Annotated in this window: 14 protein-coding genes; 10 read left to right on the top strand and 4 right to left on the bottom strand. The window is 41.6% G+C overall.

Going from position 1 to position 22094, the window contains the following annotated elements; all coding sequences use genetic code 11:
• Window positions 1-66: 66 nt before the first annotated feature.
• The 3 genes from AM231_RS08675 (at window position 67) to AM231_RS30195 (ending at window position 5606) form a co-directional block, all read left to right on the top strand.
• Window positions 67-4776 (top strand): RHS repeat-associated core domain-containing protein, encoded by a 4710-nt coding sequence (locus tag AM231_RS08675; protein WP_131724727.1) that lies wholly within the window; start codon window positions 67-69, stop codon window positions 4774-4776.
• A complete protein-coding gene (locus AM231_RS08670; RefSeq protein ID WP_131724726.1) occupies window positions 4769-5314 on the top strand; it encodes a hypothetical protein in 546 nt (181 codons plus the stop codon). The genes AM231_RS08675 and AM231_RS08670 overlap by 8 nt, the downstream gene beginning before the upstream one ends.
• Window positions 5315-5474: 160 nt before the next feature.
• On the top strand, window positions 5475-5606 hold the full coding sequence (locus tag AM231_RS30195) for a hypothetical protein (RefSeq protein WP_278044614.1): 132 nt from the start codon (window positions 5475-5477) through the stop codon (window positions 5604-5606).
• A gap of 639 nt (window positions 5607-6245) precedes the next feature.
• On the opposite strand, the gene AM231_RS08665 is transcribed toward AM231_RS30195, so the two are convergent.
• Window positions 6246-7484 carry an RNA polymerase sigma factor gene (locus AM231_RS08665; protein WP_054402264.1) on the bottom strand — a complete coding sequence of 413 codons (1239 nt, stop codon included), beginning with the start codon at window positions 7482-7484 and terminating at the stop codon, window positions 6246-6248.
• A 599-nt stretch (window positions 7485-8083) separates the two neighbouring features.
• Between AM231_RS08665 and AM231_RS08660 the strand changes: the two genes are divergently transcribed.
• Window positions 8084-9559: an amidase family protein gene (locus tag AM231_RS08660; RefSeq protein WP_054402263.1), complete on the top strand. Its 1476-nt coding sequence runs from the start codon at window positions 8084-8086 to the stop codon at window positions 9557-9559.
• A 211-nt stretch (window positions 9560-9770) separates the two neighbouring features.
• Window positions 9771-10226, top strand: a complete 456-nt coding sequence (locus AM231_RS08655; RefSeq protein ID WP_242615094.1) for a RidA family protein — start codon at window positions 9771-9773, stop codon at window positions 10224-10226.
• A gap of 216 nt (window positions 10227-10442) precedes the next feature.
• Here AM231_RS08655 and AM231_RS08650 read toward each other — a convergent pair whose 3' ends face one another.
• Complete coding sequence (locus AM231_RS08650; RefSeq protein ID WP_054402262.1) at window positions 10443-12089, bottom strand: RNA polymerase sigma factor; 1647 nt, start codon at window positions 12087-12089, stop codon at window positions 10443-10445.
• Between the two features lie 1345 nt (window positions 12090-13434).
• Here AM231_RS08650 and AM231_RS08635 point away from each other — a divergent pair.
• The 5 genes from AM231_RS08635 (at window position 13435) to AM231_RS08610 (ending at window position 18599) form a co-directional block, all read left to right on the top strand.
• Window positions 13435-14328 (top strand): AraC family transcriptional regulator, encoded by an 894-nt coding sequence (locus AM231_RS08635; RefSeq protein ID WP_054402259.1) that lies wholly within the window; start codon window positions 13435-13437, stop codon window positions 14326-14328.
• A gap of 23 nt (window positions 14329-14351) precedes the next feature.
• A complete protein-coding gene (locus AM231_RS08630) occupies window positions 14352-15110 on the top strand; it encodes a class I SAM-dependent methyltransferase (protein ID WP_054402258.1) in 759 nt (252 codons plus the stop codon).
• Window positions 15111-16153: 1043 nt separating this feature from the next.
• Complete coding sequence (locus AM231_RS08620) at window positions 16154-17167, top strand: SMODS domain-containing nucleotidyltransferase (protein WP_054402256.1); 1014 nt, start codon at window positions 16154-16156, stop codon at window positions 17165-17167.
• Window positions 17164-17634, top strand: coding sequence for a type II CBASS E2 protein (locus tag AM231_RS08615; RefSeq protein WP_053493507.1), 471 nt, complete (start codon window positions 17164-17166; stop codon window positions 17632-17634). Before AM231_RS08620 ends, AM231_RS08615 begins: the two co-directional genes overlap by 4 nt.
• On the top strand, window positions 17634-18599 hold the full coding sequence (locus tag AM231_RS08610) for a CBASS cGAMP-activated phospholipase (RefSeq protein WP_054402255.1): 966 nt from the start codon (window positions 17634-17636) through the stop codon (window positions 18597-18599). Before AM231_RS08615 ends, AM231_RS08610 begins: the two co-directional genes overlap by 1 nt.
• A 524-nt stretch (window positions 18600-19123) precedes the next feature.
• Here the strand turns inward: AM231_RS08610 and AM231_RS29015 are convergent.
• Together AM231_RS29015 and AM231_RS08605 are read right to left on the bottom strand one after the other, a co-directional pair.
• On the bottom strand, window positions 19124-19297 hold the full coding sequence (locus AM231_RS29015; RefSeq protein ID WP_165593382.1) for a hypothetical protein: 174 nt from the start codon (window positions 19295-19297) through the stop codon (window positions 19124-19126).
• 138 nt (window positions 19298-19435) lie between these two features.
• Window positions 19436-21109 (bottom strand): ribonuclease J, encoded by a 1674-nt coding sequence (locus tag AM231_RS08605; RefSeq protein WP_054402254.1) that lies wholly within the window; start codon window positions 21107-21109, stop codon window positions 19436-19438.
• Window positions 21110-22094: the final 985 nt, after the last annotated feature.

The raw sequence follows: 22094 nt of genomic DNA, 5'->3' as shown, positions 1-22094 counted from the left end.
AGAGGTGACGATGTGTTCAAAAAAGGATTTATAGCTGTTTTATGTATATGTTTATTATTGGCAAGTATGGGCTCTCTGGTATATGGAGACAGCAGTAAGATAACAGCCAAGTCAAGAGAGATTTCTTCACCTGCAATTACGATTCCGGTGTTGGCTCAACAGTATGGTGTAGACACCGCTTGGATTCAAGAGAAGATTGCGGATGGATATACCTTGTATCAGATATACTCATCTCTGGACGGCAATAAAAGCTCAAAAGCAGCCGATACCGTTCTGGCTAATATACAGGTACCGGATGCTGTGCAATATGATGAGAAGGCTATCGTGTCATTATCCAAAACGTTAGCTGAAGATTCAAATGATGTGGACGAAGCAGCTCTTGAGCAGGTACGAATTCATGACGACTCGTCGGCCTACTTCAACAGCTACGGTCTCGATTCGGTCTCCATGGCTACCGGTGATTTAAATTATGCCAGTGTAGATTTGGAGCTACCGGGTATGATCCCTTTTTCATTAACACGGGTATACGACAGCTCGAAGGCGAACGAAGAGATCGGAATCCGCAAGGATGAGGGAACTGGACAGGCCGTTAACGACACTAATATGCGAAGAGAGGAGTCAACTTACGGCATAGGTCGGGGTTGGAGATGGGATCTTCCCCATATCCAAGAGCATGGTGGTAAACATTATTTGTATTTTCCCGGAGCGGGCACCTACTCATTGTCCGATACTCTAGATATCGTCGGATATACCTGGAATGATATGAGTTTGAGCACGGATCAAGGTGTGATGGTGAATGGAGAACAGAGTCAATATAAACTGACTGTTCTTAATGGATATGTTTATTATTTTAATGCAAACGGCCATCTACTGCAGATCAGGGATAATTACGGCAATACAGTAAACTTCTATTATGATCAGCAACCTGATGGACCTGTATTAAAGCGGATTTCGAATAGCGAAGGAAATACTCTCCAATTTAACTATAATACATTGAGTCTTTCTGTGGTTTTGGAGGGAACTGACCAAAGCATGGAATATCGTAAGGTTCAGAAAGAGGGTTTTACACTTCTTGCGGAGGCTGTCGACTCCATGTCTCGAAGTACCACCTATGTGTACAACCAACCGGTAGCGAGATTTAATTTCCTATCCGGGCTGGTGAGCATACCTGAACAGCATGAAGCTGACGGAACGGTTTTATTGACTCGTATCGTGTACCCGACATCTCGGATCACCGATATTCAATATGATGCGTCTTTGAAACAGATTGGGAATTATGCAACTAAGCATGTATTTAAGGTCAGCTCCCGCAAGGATTCATTCAGTTCCACATTTGGAGAAAAAATACTGGGTTCCCGCAGCTTTAAGTATACGGGTGAAGACTTGAATCGTTATGGTCAAGATGTGAACTGGACCACGACAGTAAGCAGCAGTAAATGGGACGAAACGTACAAGCTGAGCAGTACCTTTGAGGGAAGCTCAAGCCCAGCACTTCATTACTTGCAGGAGTATCGCCAATCGGGAGATTCGGTTAGTTATATCGAAGAGTATGCCTATGATGAGACGAACAAACGAAATGCACCGCAGCAAACCCAAGAACGATATATTCAAAATGGTGCAGCTTCTGAGCCTGTTTCCACATCGTATACCTATGATGAATTTGGTCTCATCACATCGGAGAGGTCAAGCACCGGCCAGGAAACAAGCTATGAATACCAGCAAATGACGGGTACAGCAGAGTGGAAGGAACCTTCCAAGGTAACCGTCAAAATGAATGATACACAGTCTCAGGTTACACAGCTGGAATATGACGGGCAGGGCAGTGTAACGAAAGTGGGAGTGTCCCAAGGAACGGGCGGAACACTGCTTGCTCAATCCGAGTATGAGTATGACACTTTCGGCAACCGGACAAAAACCAAAGTCAGGGATGATTCACGATTTATTGAACAGACGTACAAGTACGAGTCTCCGTATGGACGTCATCTGCTGACAAACCAAAGCATGGTCGTGAAGGACGCAGCTGCACGGTCATCCGTCATTACGACGGACTATTCATATTGGCCGACAGGACAGCTCAAGAGCCAGAGAGATAGCGATGGAAACGTGCAAGCATACACTTATGATAAATGGGGGAGAATCACCCAGCTTGAATACAGTGACGGCACGTTATCGAGCGTTCGTTACGATGATGCACTGAATCGCGTTACTCAAACAGCACCGGACGGCGTGATTACGACAAAGCAGTTTGATCCTTTTGGGCTGTTGGTACAGGAAAAGACGTTTGATGCATTATACGAGTATGAATATGATGATGAAGGGAACATGACGGAAGTAACCGATGCCGAGGGCAACACAACGAACCTAACGTATGACGCTTTTGGAAGAAATACAAGTAAGGTATACGCTGATGGAACCAGCAGCAGCACGGATTATCAGGTTGTGGAACGGACAACCACATATAGCGACGCTGCTGGAAACAAACAGCGTGAAACCTATGATGTACTGGGAAGAACAATATCAATGCAAGAGTGGAAAAATGGAGGGTTTACGCCGCTTCAGCAACTGGAATACGATCTGCTCGGTCTGGTGACCGCATCCATTGACGGCAATCAGCAGCGCACCGAGTATATGTACGACGTGCTGGGCCGCTTGACCTCGGTGAAGGACCCGAAGGGGGAGGTTACCCGCTATATTTATAGTCTGGCTGGTGATCTGATTCAGGTTGTGTTGCCCGACCAACAGAAAGTAACAAAGTCGTATGACGAGATGGGCCGTTTGATCCGTCAGACTGATATGGCTAATCAAACCACGGCCTACCATTACGATAATCGTAGTAATGTCACGCAAGTGGTGGACCGTAAGAACCAGATCTATAACTTCGGTTATAACTCCGAGAATCAGCTTATTTCAAAAAGCGGACCGGATTTCTCGGTGAATTACACCTATGATGACGCAGGTCGCCGGACCAGTATGACCGATTCTACGGGTAAGACGGCGTATTCTTACAATCCTGAGGATGGGACGCTGAAGGAACTGGAGTTTCCGGATGGCACCAAGGTGTTGTATGAATATAATACGCAGTCGAAAACCGGATATATCCTGACGGACGCTGCCGGAGCATCCATTCGCATATCTTCTGAGCTTGATGAAATGAACCGGGTCTTGGCGATGGATATCAGCACAGGAAGCAGTGGACCTTCCTTGATGTTTGTTTCTCCGGTTGATCGAATGACTTTTGAATATAGGGCTAACAGTTTACTGGAGCGCCGAAGCTTTGATAGTGGACTCAGTACCGGTTATAACTATGACGGATATGACTTGTCAGGCGTAACCGTTCAACAGGGAAGCACATCCGTGCACGAATTCGGATATAGCTATGACCTGAACAAAAATATCATCTCCCGCACGGAGAACGGAACGTCAGGGCAATTCACTTATGATCCGCTGAACCGGATTCAGACGGAAACGTCAGGTGACAAGAATTTAAGTTATACGTATGACGCTAACGGGAATCGGCTGGAGCAGGGAAGCGGCAAGATATTCGGCCTGAAGGAAGCAGATTATACGTTCGACAGCCAGAACCGGTTAACCCAGGTTGCTGGGGAAGGCAAGAAAGTCAGCTATACTTATAACGGGGACGGGTTACTGTATGAACGTAAGGAAGGTACGGATACGACGCGTTATTACTATGACGAGGAAGCCAAGCTCATTGCGGAAGCGGAAGTCTCCGGGAGCCATGTTACCCTTACCTATGCCTATGTCTATGACCTGTACGGTCAGTTAACGGCAAGGCAGGACCGAGCCACTGGGAAGCTACAGTACTACCAATTCAACGGCCATGGCGATGTCGTTGGTCTGGTTGATGAGCAGGGTAAGCAGCTAAACAGTTACTCCTATGATATTTGGGGTGGTCCGGTTGAAACCGAAGAAACCGTCCCGAACGTAATGCGGTATGCCGGCGAGTATTGGGATGAAACGACGGGCCTGCAGTACCTGCGTGCCCGCTGGTACGATCCGGGTACGGCACGGTTTATGGGTGAGGATACGTATGAAGGCGAAATGGATAACCCGTTAAGTCAGAATCGTTATACGTATGTTCACAATAATCCATTGACTCAGGTGGATCCGAGTGGGAATTATTGTGTATCTACAAATGGGTATTATTCACATAGTGGAAGTTGTTCTGATGACTACGGATTATATGTACCAGACTCAAAGGTTAAAGGACTTTCCCGTAAGGAAGCAATAGAGTATACTTTAAAAAATGGTGGGTTATGGTTTGTTCGTGAACAATTAATTAAGACTCTTGCTCAACAAATAATAGATAACAATCAGCCTAAACAAAAAAAGAGTGGTTCCGATAAAGTAATAGAATTTCTCGATCAATTAACAGGACGGCAAGACCTTCTTGATCTAACTAATCCAGAATCAGATCCTTTAACAGCATTGATTGCCTCTTTAAATTTTTTACCTGGACCAGATGGGCACGGAAAAAATAAAACACTAAAAACCCAGGTAATTGGCCGCACAAAGAAACTTACAAAAAGTGAGGTGTTGCAGTTAGCAAAATATCTTGGATTTACTGAGGTTAAGAATGGCTACAAATTAAATAAAGCAAAACAACCTGTATTTACGAACGGAAAAGTATTTATTGTACAAGATGTTGATTCACATATTGGAGGGACTTGGAAAATGGGGAAAAGTATTAAGGATTTGAATAAAAAGAAAACTCGGTATGGGACTTACGATGCTCTCTTAAACTGGATTGGTGAATAAGATGTTGCATTCCTACAGAGTAACCAAATACGATCCTAAATGTAGAGATGACAGAGGAAGATACACTAAGGACGATTGGACTTCAATGACAGATATCTGTAAAGTGTTCAATGGTGTCCAATTAACAAAAAAAGAGTATCTAAAAATTGAAAACCTTTATATCGAGGCGATTACTAGTTTTATGCAATATTTAAAGATACCTTGCCTAGAATTGAAGATGCTAAGTAAATGGCAGGATAAAATTGATATAAAAAATTACCCGGAGATAAATCCTGGAGAACTGCTACGATTTTACTCACATGTAAGAGAAGGAATGATAATCCCTCTTAGTGAGGTTGTTAATATAGCAAAGCTCGCTCTCCGAGATGAGTTAGGATGCAAATTAATAAGTCAGAGTGGTCTTCAAGTGCATTTTGGTTATGATTTTTACATGTATATAATCTCTTCATATAAGTGTGAAGACGTGGTGGATAACATAAAAGCATCAGGATTGTTTGTTGAGTCGTTGGAGTCTCCCTATATGGATGACGACATTTAACTGATAACAAGGTCACATGAAAGGGAAATATTTCATGTGACCTTTTAAAAAATTCAAAAACATAGAAAAAAACTGTCGGGGGACAAGAACATGGTCACATAGAAAGTCGCTAATATAGCGTTAACGGGAAAAGATAGCTCACGTGTCGAGGGACAAGAACATGGTACCATTGAATGTCGCTAATTTAGCGGCTTTTTTTATTTTATCGGTACAAGTTCTTGTCCTTGGCTCGGGACAAGAACTTGTACCGATTGCCGTAAAGGACAAGAACATGAGCCGATTCACGATTTAGATAAGTATCTAACTATGTTCCCATGCAATTTCATTAAGCTAACGGGCAGGATAGCGTAATGATTTTGTTGGTTGAATACTTCTGTTCAACGAGACCGCGCCGAGGAGATGACTACCTCTAAAAAAATGACGAACAAATGAATGACAACCCTATATAAAAATTTAAATCCACTGATTCTTCATTCAGTGGATTTTTTATTTCGGTCACCAGGAAAGGAAGGAAGGAATTTAAATTTAAAGGACAATGATAAATCAACTAACCTATAATAAATGATTGATTGTGACACAATCCATTAGATGTCGGGTGACAAAAACATAGTAACAATAGAAGCCGCGAATTAAGCGGCTTTTTATATTTATGTTATCAAGTTCTTGTCAAATCACAATGACAAGAACTTGATAACATTCCCGACAGATGACAAGAACATTGTTACATTCCCGATATGATGTCATCGACGGCGGCTAATAAAGATGATTAGACGCCTTTTTATTAAACTAACGGGCAGGATAGTTTAATGATAGGGACTATAAGGCGGTACTAGATAGAACAATGTATAGTGTACTGTTGAGCTAAGGGAGACCATAACAAAACCACCTTTTAGAAGGTGGTTTTGTTATGGTCAAATATCATTATTAAAGTTTAACATAGCCTAGATTTTAAATATTGCACCCACATCGCGTGCAGCTCAGCTTCCGATACCTGAAATGCGCCATGAAAATCAGTGGCATCGCGTATGAATTTGTTAAGCTCATCAGAACTGTAAGAATGGAGGAGAAATTCAACGATCAAATACGAGAATCCATATCCCCCCATCCTCTCGAATTCCCACGTATCGTTAGTTAATGCTTGAAAGCTAGGGACAGCCTCATTTCGAATCGATTCGGAGGTGCTATACTTGATATATTCTTGCGACATTTGTTTGGCTTCATGTCCGCCAAGCCCATGAGTAAGCCATTTCGGTGCCAACGCATTAATATCATTCACTAACCACATCGTAAACAAACTTATCGTGTGTCGTAGTACCGATTGGTACGTATGTTCAGGGCCTGGGTTCAGTGGGGATACGATTCTTATTTTGTTGTGTTCGTAGGTACCCATGAACCAGTTAGGCGCATCCGGTTCGCCTACTGCTTGGTGAAAAGTGGACAGATCCGGATAGATTTCGATAGTGATTTTCTGAGATGGTCGATGACGATAGGTTGTTAGAATTCGCTCTACATTTGATTTCAATTCCTCGAATAAGTCATGGTATACCTTATTCATACCATCATTCTTGGTGGAAGCCTCGTTCTTATCCACAATCGATATCAATTCTTTGATAGACATGATTGTAATGTCACCCCATTCTTTTAATGCTATTTTTAGTTTGTTTAATGCGCGGTAGAGTCTGTTCTTAACCGCGCTTTCAGGCATTCCGATGATTTTGGATATGTCTAATAGAGTGCAGTCGACGAAAAACCGCAATGATATGATTTGCTGATCTAACTCATTCAATTGGGCTAATGCAGCACTAATATCAAGACGGATATCAACATCTTTAACGATATCGAGGGAAATCGATTGGGACTGAAAATCGATAACTTCGTGCACTATTTCTTTATTTCGTGATCTTTTACGATACTCGTTTTTCACGATATTCTGCGCGATTTTGAATAGCCAAGTAAATATACTGGAGTTATGCTTAAACAAGTGAAAGTTTTCCATTGCTTTTAAAAAAGCTTGTTGCGTTAAGTCATCAGCAACTGCTGAATTTGTTTTTACTGCGATATACTTTCGAATTCTCTCCTGATATTGATTATAAATTTCTTCGAAATGCTGGATGTGTTCCTGCTCCTCCGGAAGAACAGGGATTTTCGTTTTGTCTTGAGCTCTTGACACCAGTAGTACCTCCTCCTGAACTTACAATTAATTAGACACCGAAGGGAGGTAAAAAGCCACATCATTTTTAAAAATAAAATTTTCATGACGCCATCCTTCATCAAACGGATAAATGATAACAAGACCAGCGAGAGACAAAACGGAAGCAATGAAAAGGTCACAGGAGTTAATGATGGAATTTGAAGAACAAGATTAGGGAGTGAATGCACTAACGGAGATACTTTAGCTAAATTACGATACAGCGGAAGCCGGCCAACGGTTGCAGTTTTCTCAACTAACGGGCAGGATAGTTCAATAGAGACATTTGATGACAGCCAGTTTTGGCTGTCTTTTTCAACTATCAGAAATAGTTGTATGGCTATTTAAGTGTAAAATCAAATGGGTCAGAACATGGATCTATTTCCGATTTTTAATATTTCGCTAAACAGGTGAAGTAAAGTAAATATCATCAAGAGGATTAGGTAATATTTGATTATAAACGAATATGGCCTTTACTGTACTTTATCGAATTATTTATAATTTATCCCATCAAACCGTTCATCATCAACTGAATGGAATATACTTCTAAAATTCATCTGTACCGGAGGGTATCTTACTATATGAACACCAACTTGTATGATTGGATTCAGAATGCAGATTTCATGAGCATTCAAAAGGCAATGGCTATGGGTGAATGTACTTCTGAATCCCTTGTCCTTGCATATATCGAAAGAATTCATAGGTATAATCCATTAATCAATGCTGTATTAGAGATTAATCCAGATGCGATTGAGATCGCAAGGAATCTTGACCGTGAGCTAAAATCAACCGGAAGTCGGGGACCTCTGCACGGAATTCCAATTCTACTAAAGGATAACATCGATACACATGATCAAATGCATACAAGCGCTGGTTCACTTGCATTGGCAGAGTCGTTTGCTTATGAAGATTCGTTCATAGCTACAAAGCTCCGCGCTGCCGGCGCAGTTCTCTTAGGAAAAGCAAATATGACCGAGTGGTCAAATTTTATGTCTAGCCGTATGCCAGCCGGATACAGTTCTAGAGGTGGATATGTACTGAATCCATATGGGCCTGGCAAGCTTTTCGTTAGCGGGTCAAGTTCAGGATCTGCTGCAGCCATAGCAGCAAACCTGGCAGCTGCTGCAATAGGGACAGAAACCGCAGGTTCGATTATTGGACCGGCCAGCCAACATTTTCTCGTCGGGATTAAGCCAACGGTTGGGCTCGCAAGCCGTAGCGGTATTATCCCGATATCTTTAAGTCAGGATACACCGGGACCAATTTGTAAAACAGTCGCTGACGCAGCAACTTTACTCGGAGTAATTGTTGGATATGATGAGAATGATCAGGCAACTTGGAATAGTCCACATCCTACTTATCATGACTATACAACTTATCTCAACAAGGATTCTCTACGTAATGCTCGCATCGGGATTCCTAGACATTACTATCAATCCTTAGATGAAGAAAGACTTTCAATTATGGAGTCCGCCATCAATGTTCTACGAGAGCAAGGTGCTACAGTTATCGATCCAGTAGATTTACATTTGGAACTGCATCCATGGAACAATGATGTTATCTGTTACGAATTCAAAACAGGCCTAGATCAGTACTTATCTAAGTTGAACCCGGATCTCCCCGTGCATTCTCTACAAGAATTGATTGCATATAATCAGAAGCATGCTGCATCTTCATTGAAGTTTGGTCAAGACAATCTGATACGCTCTGAACGAAATGGTCTAAACGAAGCAACCTATCAACTTAAACGAAAAGAATATAACCATCCGGCTATAGCAGAAGGGATTGACTACGCACTCGATCAACACAGATTAGATGCATTAATGCTACCTGGTGACATTGATGGAATGTACATTGCTGCACGGCTAGGGTATCCTCTAATTACGGTACCAGCAGGTTATTCATCAAAAGGAATAATTGATGCGAATGGTGATTCGACGCAGGGTCCTTTTGGTGTAGTTTTTTCAGGGAGGGCTTTTAGTGAGCCAACACTAATCAGAATCGCCTACAGTTTTGAACAAGCTACACTATTACGTCAACCACCAAATTTGAACTAGTTGATGTAGTATCAGCTCGAAGTAAATCGTTCTACTAACGGGACACGATAACATAATAAATAACTAAAACGCGGCTGCCGGCATGATCGGCAGCCGCGTTGTGCTAACGGGCAGGATGACATGGAAATACATGTTAAATAAATCATTTTACAATTCGGAACATACGTTCTAATATGGAGGGGTTATCGCATATACATAGGAGGTTCATGAAATGATAAACCGGATTCTAACACCATTTAGCTACTCAGCAGCTGTTTCGGCAGGAGATTATGTGTTTCTTGGATTACATAGAGGTTTTGGACAAACCTTTACTGAGCAAATACATGATACTTTTTCTCATTTAAAAGACACACTTAACCAACTTGATGTACCACTTCAATACCTTGTAAAAGTTAATGTCTACCTCAAAAGTATTAAGGATTTACCCGAAATGGAACAAGTTTTTTTTGATTATTTTGAAAAGGATAATTCCCCTGCAAGAATGACATCCACAACAGAGTTCATTGATTCAGACTGTCTTATGCCTCAGAGGATGGCCCTAAAACTTGCCGTTACAGACAGCGCGGAGAACCGTACCACAAGTAGGGCAAATTATGGATATGAAAAGTATCAATTTGACCGTCTTGCATCTCGTTATTTTGCCTTAGGGCGCGAGATGCGTACATAGTAATATTAGAAGCCGCTAATTAAGCGGCTTTTTATATTTATGTTATCAACTTCTTGTCAAAACATAATGACAAGAAGTTGATAACATTCCCGACTGATGACAAGGGGCAGTGGTGAAATAGCGATGTCATAATCACTTCGTTGGACAGACAGAGTTTTGTGTAAAAATGGCCACCGCCCGGGAACGACCATTCTTCGTATACATTTCCGAACCGACTTACTTGACCGGCCCCATCCAGGTTGAAATCGTCTTCTGCTGGTGCGGCAACGGCGGTTTCAACTTCCCGTTATCGATCAAATGCTTCAAAATATAAGCGACAAGCCGGCCTCCGCCGGTGTTGCCTCTCACCATGTAAGCAAGCTGCGGCTCCAAATGCTTCGGCTGATTTTGCAGGAACAGCTTGAGCATTTTATCGTAGAGCTTGCCGACAGCAGGCGCATACAGAGCGGACAAATCCGGCATTGCCTTGTTCAACCGATCCAACGTTTGCGGAGAGTCGATCCAAACCGCATTGAACTTGTACCCCTCCTCCGTTTTGCGGATGTACCCCTTCTCCAGCAGGAACGAATATTGCTCGCTGTTCTCTTCGTTGTCGGGCAGTTCCCCTTGTTGGAACGCATGACAAATCTCGACATTCCGGTATTCCAGGAAACGCCAATCCACCTGGCGGTCACTCCAGTACGTATTGAATTGCCACAAGTATAAGGGAGTGTCTTCGACGTAGCGGAGCGACGGACCGAAGGTGACGTAACTACTCAAATCAAAACCCGGATCGGCATTGCGGCTCCGGTTCAACGCCGCATAGGCAATATACTGACCTCCGTCCTTTCGCATTGGTGCGACCGCATCGAAGTTGTCGCCCGCCGGCATGCTCCGCCAAGATTGCTCCTCGACGTTCTTGGGCAGCAAGGTCCAGAGCAGGAAGTTATAGTCTCCGTCCGGAACGTACACTCCGCTATCCTCGACTTGCCTGCGAACTTCCATTAACGCGTCGAAATGAACATCAGCCACTTCGGCGGCGCAATCTTGCCAGAATTGATGACCGGCTATGGCCAACTCGAAGAGGTCCCAGACGATGGTATTGCTTTGATATTTGCCGGGAGAGGTTTGGATGAGAAAATTGTAATCGGCCAGGTGCCGGACTTCGCCTTCCAGCAAAGACGGCGGCATTCCGAGCTCCTCCGCGATTTGATGTACGGTACGCGCCTTGTGATAAGCCGCGTAAACGATATTTTGCGCCAAGGCGCGTCCAAGAAAATCGTTGGTTTCGCCCAGTCTGCCGGCCGAACCGGAATGGCCCATTTCCCCCATGCTGACCGGATTGACACTTAAAGTTCCTGTTGCACGCATACGTTTCATCCCTTTCCGTAACTCCTTTTTGGCCTCGCTCAAATGCCACTTCACCGTGTTGACAGGAATGTTCAGAGCAATCGCGATATCGCCGATTTTAAGCTCGTCGTAGTAATGCATGACCACGATCCGGCGATGGATGTCGGACAGAAACGCGACTTCTCGGCGCAGCTCGCGGTAAGCTTCGGTTACCAGCAGCCGGTCAAGCGGCTCCCGGGAAGGGGCGGCCGACAGTTCGGACATGCCGTTGATTTCGATCGCTTGGGGAGCGTTCGCACGCTTTTTCAACCAATTCACCCAAGTGTATCGGGCAACCGTCCAAACGTAAGCCTCAAGGCATCTAATGTCCCGCACCCCGGAGAAGGATTTCAACAACTGCAGCATAATCTCCTGAGCCAGATCCTCCGCCTCGGCCCGCTGCTTGACCCGGTTTAACGCAAAACCGAAAATCGGTTTGACATAGCTCCGAATCGCTTCCGCCGCTTCTTTTCCGTTCTTCCCAATTGAATCCATTTTTTGCCTCCATAGTTGCATTTGTAATTCCTGACAATTATATAGTGTGCCAGGCGAAATAAAGGTTGGGATATTTTCAAAAAAAATTGGACGTCCTACCGGATCACTCATACATGTATAATTACAAACATCGAAGAACTTCGGCTCGTGCTCCTAGTTTGTATCCTCCCATAGTTGAACGGAAAAAAGTATCTTTATATACTAAAAGTGAGACCGCATAATTGAGGTTCACTAAACTAACTGGGAACGATAGATCAATAAAACCAAAGGAGGCAGCCGATCAAAATGATCGCCTACCTTTATTCACTAACAGGCAGGGTTAATGTAGGAAAAAGATATGCACGTTACCGGAACGGAGCTTTTAAATATATCGGCGTGGAATATAAAAGATTTTGTATCGTGAAAGATTCGTTTAAGGGTTTAAACCTCTCTGATTTTACTTTTGAGGAGTGCCATGGAGGGAGCTCTGTTGCGGATCGAAAAAAATCCATATGTCACGAGCGATTTAACTTTCTATGAGTATACTAGGATAAAAACGAAAGGGAGATGTGAACAAAAAAATGACTACTCAATTTTGGGGAATGGTTGGGGACTTTAGAAGTGAAGAGCCTTGCCAAGCACTTCCGATGGGCCGGGGTTAAGCAGTTCTGCTTAGAGAAAGCCCTAATAACTTGAAGGAGCGTCGACACCAAAGGGAGTAAGGAGATGTCGTTCAGACTTGCGGTTATCTCCAACGATTATCAAGACGGTTGGGGAAAAGTTCGCACAGATATGAGTAAAACGTACATGCCACAGGCGATTAGCTTCTTTCTCAGTTTGGGAACATACTCAAATCTTAAACACCCACTGGAGATACGTCAAATAAGCAAGTTACAGGCTATGATTTTACAATATAAGATGGGTCATTGGTTAACGGATGGAAGAACTAACTTCAAATAATTGTTGTAAGTAAGTAAGTAAGTAAGTATTTATGTTATCAAGTTCTTGTCAAAATACAATGACAAGAACTTGATAACATTCCCGACAGATGACAAGAACATAGTATCATTCCTGATATGATCTCATCGACGATGTCTAATAAAGATGATTAGACGCTCTTTTATTAAACTGACGGGCAGTTAAACGCAATGCAATACCTAATGGAATGTAATTGTATCTCAAAAAAGTTTCAGCTTACGTGACACAATTGTTTAAATCAAATGGAGCAGACTTGAACGAACTAGAGCGATTCTTCAATATCTAAAGAAACAAAAATGTAAACAGTATATTAGCAAAAACGGAACAGCATCTCATTTTACAAATTGTTATAATAAATTCGTCATACAGAAGAGGGTAGGTTGGTACATTGAATTATAATGATGACATTAATCGTAGTATCAAATATATTGAAATGCACATCAAGAAAGAACTTAGCGCAAATGAAATTGCAGAGCATGTCGGATATTCTGTTTTCCACTTTTGCAGAGTTTTCAGTTTGTTGCAGGGAACATCACTTATGGATTTTGTTCGTAAAAAAAGATTGATTCAAGCTAGAGAAGAACTTCTATCAAACAGAAAAATCATTGACATTGCTTTTGATTTTGGTTTTAAAACAGCAAGTGGATTTTCAAAAGCGTTTCGGAAAGAATTTGGTTACAGTCCAACTATTTATATTGCAAGAAACAATAGCTTGAGTACAAGCAAAAATATAATAAAGATTGAAGGTTTTAACATGATTCCTACCTTTACTAAAAAATCTGCTTTTAAGGTTGCTGGTTATGGGATCGAAACGAATATCTCAAATGGGTATATGAAAGATATTGCTGCATATTGGGATACTTATACTGGTGAAAATTTAGAGAGCAAAATGTATGAGCAATTGAATCCACCAAAGCATGGAGAAGTTGGGATTTGCGTATCTTCATCTGACGAAAGTAATGTCAAATATTTGTTCGGCCTCATTGTAGATGATTTTTCAAAGGTAACGACGGATATGATGACATTTGATGTTCCAGAAGCAGAATATGCCGTTTTCACAACTCCACCTGTTGACAATGTTGCAACAGCAGCAACCTACAATGAAGACCCATTATCAGATGCAGTAAAGGCAACATGGAAATATATTTTTGAAGAATGGTTTCAAAACAGTGAATATGTTTTTGATGAAACAAAAATAGACTTTGAATTTTACGATGAACGTTGTCATGGTTTAGAAAATGCAGTAATGGAAATTTATATACCAATTAAAAAGAAATCATAAGTTTTAATATCGGAGGGAATAAAATGTTTAGTTATTATGGCGCATTATGTACGGAGGTTTATGATTTTACCAAACCAGTGGGATATTCAATTGACGGTGATATTGAATACTACCTAGAACGATTAAAAACATGCAAAGGGCGAGTTCTAGAAGCTGCAGTTGGGTCAGGTCGATTTATTATTCCATTACTAGAGGCAGGATATATCGTTGATGGGATCGATTATTCTCCTGAAATGTTAAATTCTTGTCGAAAACGTTGCGAAGAACGGGGGTATCATCCGAATTTGTATGAAGAAAATTTAAAGGGATTTTCTTTGCCGTCAAATTATGAGGCGATTATTATTCCTACTGGTTCTTTTTGTTTGATTGAAAATCGAGAAGATTCTTTAGCCGCATTAAAATGTTTTTATAAGCACTTGGTTTCAGGGGGGCGTTTAATTGTTGACCTTGAATTACCTCATGGTTGGAAACCAGGTGTGATATCCACTTCAACTCTTTCTCTACCAAGTGGGGATGGGATTACGATGGAAAGCAAGTGTATTGAAATGGATTGGCTTAATCAAATAACGGTATCCTATATAAAATATGAGAAGTGGCGAAATGGAACGTTGATTGGAACTGAATTGCAAAAATTCGCCATGCGTTGGTATGGTATTGAAGAATTCAAACTTATTTTAGAAAGTATAGGCTTTACTGATATCACATGTTCAGCTAATTATAAATATATGGAGCAACCATCAAATGCGAGTCAAATCTTTACATTTGAAGCCGTAAGAAAATAATGTAGGGTGACAAAAACATGTTAACATTTGAAGCCGCTTATTAAGCGGTTTTTTTATTTATGTTATCAAGTTCTTGTCAAACCACAATGACAAGAACTTGATAACATTCCCGACAGATGACAAGAACATTGTTACATTCGCGATATGGTTTCATGAACAACAGCAGACTGCCTTTTTATTAAACTAACGGGCATTTGATCTAAAGCTCTTAAGCGAGGGACAAGCGATAATGTTGGTTTGTGACACAACCCATGTGAATCTATCGAATTATCTTTAAAAAAGCTCTGTACACGATGTTTAAAATACGATGATGCTATAGAGCTAATAAGTACAAAGAAACACAATCTGCTTGAACTTTGGAATGGTTCTCAAGATAAGCATGCAGAAGGACCAATGAATTTTTTCCCGATTCCTCATCCAGAGCAAATTGATTTCTATATTAAATTGGTTAATGCAGTAGATGGATCTTCTTCGCGTTACAGATACCCGACAGATAATAATCTTGAACATTACAACCCTAGTTCATATCGTTATCATTTCGGCATCCAGTATTACTTGTTACGTACTTGTTTTGAAAGAATCCGGTTTACCGAGTATATTATTGACGAGGCTACTGAAGGTAGAGAAGACTATCGGGAGCTTCGAATGTAATTCGGCATACATGATAGAACTTCTTATTCTACTTGATACCTCTTCGTAATCTCACAGCTAAAGTCGCATAATATGCGACTTTTTATATTTATGAAATAGGTTGAACATCCGGCAGTGTGATAATCCCGATCTTTTAGCAATTAAGCTCTTAGTTTGTGCGCTAGATTAGCTGCCTGTTCTATCCTCCGAAGTTCTATATAGTATTTCATCGAATTTACGAAAACCCTTCGACAGAAAAAAATCTTAACGTATAAGGTTTGTGTATACAATATATTGTGTTAGAATAATTATATATATCAACATAGAGTGTATAGGAGCGAGAAGTTGACATCGCGTGAAGAATTGCACCTGAGCTAATCTATGCCTTGAAAATGAAACGAGGGGTCAGAAACATGAAACATACGGAGCATTTTAAGGAGTTAATCGGGGGGCTTTCTCTCAATCCGACACGCGAAGAAAGAATTGATAAAGCTTATAGTAATTGGGAGAGTTTATTGAAAAAGGATGACGAAATTAAAGATCTATTTGTAGATTTTTACCTTCAAGGATCCTATGCCACCAAGACATCCATACGTCCTCAAAAAAAGGATGAAGAGTTTGATGTCGACGCGGTATTATTGTTAGAGCTTGATAGCGATTTGAAGCCCAAGGAGGCTTTATCGTGGCTCGCTAAGCGAATGAAAGAAAATGATGAGTACGACATTAAAGAGAGGGATCGCTGCGTTAGAATCAATTACGCCGGCGATTTTCACATGGATGTCGTCTTAGCTAAGCCCTCATCATTCGGGGATTATATTTATATCCCTAGCAAGAAGGAGGGGCAGTGGAAAAAGACGAATCCAGCAGGCTTTAAAACCTGGTGTGATGGAATTCATGCTGATCATAATTATCAGTTCCAAAATATAGTGAAACTTCTTCGTTACTGGAGAGATCTTAGAGTGGGAAAAGACACGGCACCAAAATCAATTCTTCTAACAACGCTTATTGGAGAGAACATGGTTGGCAAAAACTCTGTTGCGGAAAGTCTGTTAGAGACGTTGAACGAAATGCTTGATGCCCTGGATTCTTATATTCAATGGGACCGTACCGTCTTTGTCGGAAATCCTTCATTATCTGAGGAGAATCTTGCGAGGGACTGGGATGAGGATAGGCTGAGAACATTCAAGAAAAAGCTTACCAAGCTTCAAAGCGATGTAAAGGATGCTTTTGATGAAACAGATAAAGAAAAGAGTTTAAATAAATGGAAGGAAATTTTTCCGAAATTCCCTAAAGAGCTTAGTGAAGCCTCAAACATGGCGTTGAAGATCAACTCGGGCGCAATTGTTGTGAACTCGTTAGGTCAATTAAGTAATACGGACGGGATCCCATCCCCTAAGCACCGATTTTTCGGAGGAAGCCACCAATGAGGCTGAAAAAAAAGCGCGAAGACAAGCCTATTGTCCGTAAACATTACATCAACATCGCGTGTCAGGATATGCTAATGAAGCAATACTTCCCGCAGTTCAAATTTTACACGAGGGCGACACAATCATATTGGCTAGGCGAAATCACATCAAACCGTGATGTAATCTACAAAGTGAAAATCGTCTATCACTCAAGTAGACCGCAAGTCTTTATACTTGACCCTCCACTGCTTAAGAAGAGCCCTCATGTGTACGAAGATGATTCATTGTGCCTTTACTATCCAAGCGATCATAGCTTTGATAAGGAAAAAATGATCGCTAAGACGATCCTACCCTGGGTGTGTGAGTGGGTTTATTATTATGAGGTTTGGCAAGAGGAAGGGGTTTGGTGGGGGCCTGAGGCTCCACACCGTTTAGATTCAAACAAAGGAAAGAGAATTGCTAAGAAGTACGCGAGGGGAGTTCTTTAATGGATTGGGAGAATATTAAAAACAATGGGTGGGCGACAAGACATGGAAAGGAACTCAGGATACTTTCTTTAGATGGAGGCGGAATTCGAGGTGTTTTTCCGGCAACCTTTTTGGCTATGTTTGAAGAAGAAACAAGATATAAGGTCTCGGATTATTTCGATATGATTGTGGGTACGTCTACAGGAGGAATACTAGCCCTTGGATTATCAATAGGTATGCCGGCGAAGGATCTTGTGGACTTATATTTAGAAAATGCAAACAAAATATTTAAGAAGAAGTGGTTTGGAAGGTTTGGGGCACTAACGCATCAGTACAGCAATGATGGTCTTCGGCAGATGCTGGATCAGAAGTTTGGAGACAAGATTATAGCTGACGCTAAAACTATGCTCTGTATTCCGTCTGTAGAGCATGGTAAGGCAAGTCCTAAAGTGTTTAAAACTCCTCACCTCCCAACTTATTTTGTAGATGCTAATTGTCGAATGTCGAGTGTAGCGTTAGCAACTTCTGCAGCTCCGACCTATTTTCCAGCTGTACAAACGAATGGGTCAGATTGCAAAATCGATGGTGGGCTTTGGGCGAATAATCCATCGATTGTAGGGATCGCTGAAGCTCATGCATTAAATTATGGTGTGGAATCCATCAAGATGCTGTCTATTGGCACCGGATGTCATATGTACGCAGTGAATAACAACGTGGCGAAGGCAAGTTCTCTGCTGAGATATCGAGAGCGACTTGTAGAGTTAACGATGCAGTCGCAGACTGCAGGTGCACATCATATGGCTTCATATATGCTTAAAGACCATTATTTGAGAATTGACTCGTTAATCAAAAAACCGATCAAGCTTGGTGAAACGAGAAGGCCAGTTCTGTCACTTTTGCAGCACGAAGCAAGAGAAGCGTTTGCAAGATCATTTTTAATGGTACAGAACTTATTTGAAAGCGAACAACAGCTTTCTGTGGTGTAGAAGAAAGACCCGAATCGGTGGGTTAAAGTAGTTCCGCCAATCCAGGTTTGTTACAAATACTGAACAAGAAACAGGACTGCGAATTCTCTTTTTTATAAGACTTGACATCCCACTTTAGAAGAGTAAGTTTGCTTGTTCGGAAATCTGTATTGGTTTCTGTGGTGTTTTAAAAGAATTAGCTCTTCTAGAGTTAATTCTTTTTTATTTTAGGAAGATCTAAAGCCGCCGAAGAGGAGGAGAAATAAGATAAGAAGGGATAATGCTATTTAAGAACATAAAAAATAATACATACATATGTACAAAATACGAGTTTTGTGAAATAGATGCAAAGTTTTTCTAACTGACCTTTGATTTTGTTGCTTATTCTTATTAGATCAGATTTATAGATTTATTTCACTTTTTTCACGATCATCTCGTTATCATCCTTTATCATCTCATTTATCGTACTTTCATAATTCAGTTTGTGTAACCTTCGATAATATTTGTTTGTGTCGCTTTTGAATTACTTTTGAATTTTGTATTTATCAATCATAATGAATAACTTCGTGTCCGGTTATTTTAACATTGTCACTCTTGTTATCAATCCTAATTTCATTTGATTGTCCATATTCATTCACGTACTGCCAAACCTTAACATAAAAATTAATAACACATTTATCTGTTTGTTTTTGTTGTATTAGCTCTTTACTATTTTTCATATTGCCTCCCTTCTACATTTTTATTATTTCCCATTTATTGTTATTTATGAACAGCTTCACTATCCATTTAATTCACTTCAAAATCAATGTAAAAAGCACAACCTTGTTTTAGGCTGTGCTTTTTACATTCCAAGTGACTTATACTTCAATAACGATGGGCAAAATCATCGGCCTTCTCTTCGTCTCGCTATATATGAATTTGCCAACATGATCTTTCAAGGTCTGCTTGATAAGATTCCATTGGGTAGACCCGGTCTCCGTTAAATCCCTCATTGATGACGTGACGATATCGTGGATTTGACCGATGAATTCCTCCGAATCTTTCACGAAGATGAACCCTCTAGATATGATCTCGGGTTTGGCTACCATCTGCTTTTCCGTTTTGCTGAGCGTTGTTACGATAATGAGCATCCCATCGGAGGACAGCTGTCTACGGTCACGCAAAACGATGTTGCCTACGTTTCCGATCATCAATCCGTCCACCAAGCTGTTACCTGAAGGTATTTTGGGACCTAAGGATGCCATTCCCTGCTCGATCTGTATCGTGTCGCCATTCTGGATGATGAACACATTTTCATTAGGAATCCCCACGGAATCCGCCAGCTGCCGATGCTGATAGAGCATTCGGAATTCACCATGAACAGGAATCAAATAGTCCGGTTTCATCAAGGTAAGCATTAATTTCAACTCTTCTTGGCTACCGTGCCCCGAAACATGCATACCTGAAGCTGCACCGGAACCATAGATAACCTGGGCGCCCAGCACATACAAATTATCGATTACATGAGCAAGGTTCCGTTCATTCCCCGGTATCGCTCCTGCAGCAATGATGACGGTATCGCCAGGCAAAATCTCGATATGGGGATGTTTGGAGTTGGCTAATCGTGATAATGCCGCCATAGGCTCGCCTTGACTTCCCGTACATAGCACGGCGATTTTATCCGGTGGGTATCGCTCACTGTCACCTGCATCAATCAGTAAGTCATCAGGGATGTTTAAATAGCCATGCTCCTTCGAAACGGCAACGACATTAACCATGCTGCGGCCGAGCAGAATGAGTTTTCGCCCTGTTTCAACGGCGGCATCAATGATCTGCTGTACACGGTTCACGTTGGAAGCAAACGTAGAAATGAATACCTGCTGTTTTGCTTGCGCAAATGCTTCCAGAATATGTCCGCCAACAAGTCGTTCAGAAGGTGTAAATCCCGGTCTCTCAGCGTTTGTACTTTCGGACAGTAACACCTTAACCCCCTGCTTGCCGATATCAGCCATTCGATGCAGATCCGGATAAGGTCCCTTCACAGGTGACATGTCAAATTTAAAATCCCCCGTATGGACAACATTGCCTTCCGGGGTCTGAAAGACGATACCTACGCAGTCCGGAATACTGTGGCTGGTCGAAAAAAAAGAGGCATGAATGGAGCCTGCTTCAATGGTGGAAGTCGCATCGATCGTATGAAGATCGGATTCACGCAGAATGCGATGCTCTTTCAGCTTGATTTTAATCAGCTCAATTGTGAGTTTTGTTCCATACACAGGTATCGGGAGCTGCTTCAGTAAATAGGGAATCCCTCCAATATGGTCTTCATGTCCATGGGTGACAACAAGAGCTCTGACCTTATCGGCATGATCCAGCAAATAGGTAAAGTCAGGCACAATCAAATCGATGCCGGGTAGATTTTCGTCAGGGAATTTAGAACCGCAATCAATGATTACGATATCTTGATCATACTGAATGAAGTACATATTCTTTCCAATTTCATTAACGCCACCTAGTGCTGCGACCAGCAGTTTATGTTCAGCTATATTCATAACGATGAGGCCTCCTTCTCCCTAATCCAACTAGTCCAATTCTTACATGCTATCGTTTCTCTATATTATTGAAATTGTCACAAAACTTATGCACCAAGGTAAACAATGACACATTCTGCGTTCGTGGCAATGAAAGAACAGCAAAAAAACCGCCATCCATTAGGCGGACCAGATGTTCATCTGTAGTAAAACCTACCGGATTTAAGACTCAACAAAGCATGATCACTCCTAAGGGTTACATATTATATTTTATGTAAACCTTTTTTAGCCACAATCCTTCTTTTTCGTCTGAAGCTACAAGCTGACTTGGGTCAAATCCACTTGCTGCGTGTATTCTCCCGCTGCCGTATAATAAAGATAACAGGAAAATACTCAGAAACCAAACATATGTTCTAAAATATATTAAGCCTCATCCGATCTTCTATTACAAAAGATCCGGTCACAAATAGAGGCCATGACTCCCTGGTTGCTGTTCGATCGATTCCTGGGACATGCTATTCTTTGCACCATACATGTTCACTTGTCCAGGCGACGTTGCGTTAATACTGGACCTTTCGATCATTCAGCGTGACCTACCATTGGTCCACAGTAATAAAATGTTGGTTCAAGTGTCTGGAAACGCCAGAAATCTTCGAGAATGAGTACCTCCTTGTATTCTCGCCCCGTATCGAACGTTTGTTCCTCTTTCGTCGATTGAGCACTCCTCATTTACACCTGAAAGAACTTGCAACTCTCCAGGTGCATAAATAAGAATGGAATCGCTCGCAACCTGGCGTATTTTCCCGCTTTCCAAGCCCCATTCTTCGATTGAGCGCTTTGCCTCTCTTCCGTCAAGTTCATGGAAACGGACTTATCTTACCAGTACATCAACTACAAAATAATGGGATGTCGAACATATGTTCTGATTCGATCAAAACCGCATCTTCGAATTGCTTCTACAACTACGACAGTATACCTTGCTTTACATACGAAACAAGTTCTGTGG

The sequence above is a fragment of the Paenibacillus solani genome (assembly GCF_001277345.1).
In the GTDB taxonomy this organism is placed as follows: Bacteria; Bacillota; Bacilli; order Paenibacillales; family Paenibacillaceae; genus Paenibacillus_AQ; species Paenibacillus_AQ solani.
Note: the sequence above shows the minus strand (reverse complement) of the source record. Positions and strands in the feature narration are given on the sequence as shown.

Excerpts from the sequence above, each read along its gene's own strand:
- AM231_RS30195 (WP_278044614.1), top strand. The coding sequence starts at position 5,475 with ATGGTACCATTGAATGTCGCTAATTTAGCGGCTTTTTTTATTTTATCG.
- AM231_RS08620 (WP_054402256.1), top strand. The coding sequence starts at position 16,154 with ATGAAACATACGGAGCATTTTAAGGAGTTAATCGGGGGGCTTTCTCTC.
- AM231_RS08605 (WP_054402254.1), bottom strand. The coding sequence starts at position 21,109 with ATGAATATAGCTGAACATAAACTGCTGGTCGCAGCACTAGGTGGCGTT.
- AM231_RS08675 (WP_131724727.1), top strand. The coding sequence starts at position 67 with ATGGGCTCTCTGGTATATGGAGACAGCAGTAAGATAACAGCCAAGTCA.
- AM231_RS08615 (WP_053493507.1), top strand. The coding sequence starts at position 17,164 with ATGAGGCTGAAAAAAAAGCGCGAAGACAAGCCTATTGTCCGTAAACAT.
- AM231_RS08610 (WP_054402255.1), top strand. The coding sequence starts at position 17,634 with ATGGATTGGGAGAATATTAAAAACAATGGGTGGGCGACAAGACATGGA.
- AM231_RS08630 (WP_054402258.1), top strand. The coding sequence starts at position 14,352 with ATGTTTAGTTATTATGGCGCATTATGTACGGAGGTTTATGATTTTACC.
- AM231_RS29015 (WP_165593382.1), bottom strand. The coding sequence starts at position 19,297 with ATGAAAAATAGTAAAGAGCTAATACAACAAAAACAAACAGATAAATGT.
- AM231_RS08650 (WP_054402262.1), bottom strand. The coding sequence starts at position 12,089 with ATGGATTCAATTGGGAAGAACGGAAAAGAAGCGGCGGAAGCGATTCGG.
- AM231_RS08660 (WP_054402263.1), top strand. The coding sequence starts at position 8,084 with ATGAACACCAACTTGTATGATTGGATTCAGAATGCAGATTTCATGAGC.
- AM231_RS08655 (WP_242615094.1), top strand. The coding sequence starts at position 9,771 with ATGATAAACCGGATTCTAACACCATTTAGCTACTCAGCAGCTGTTTCG.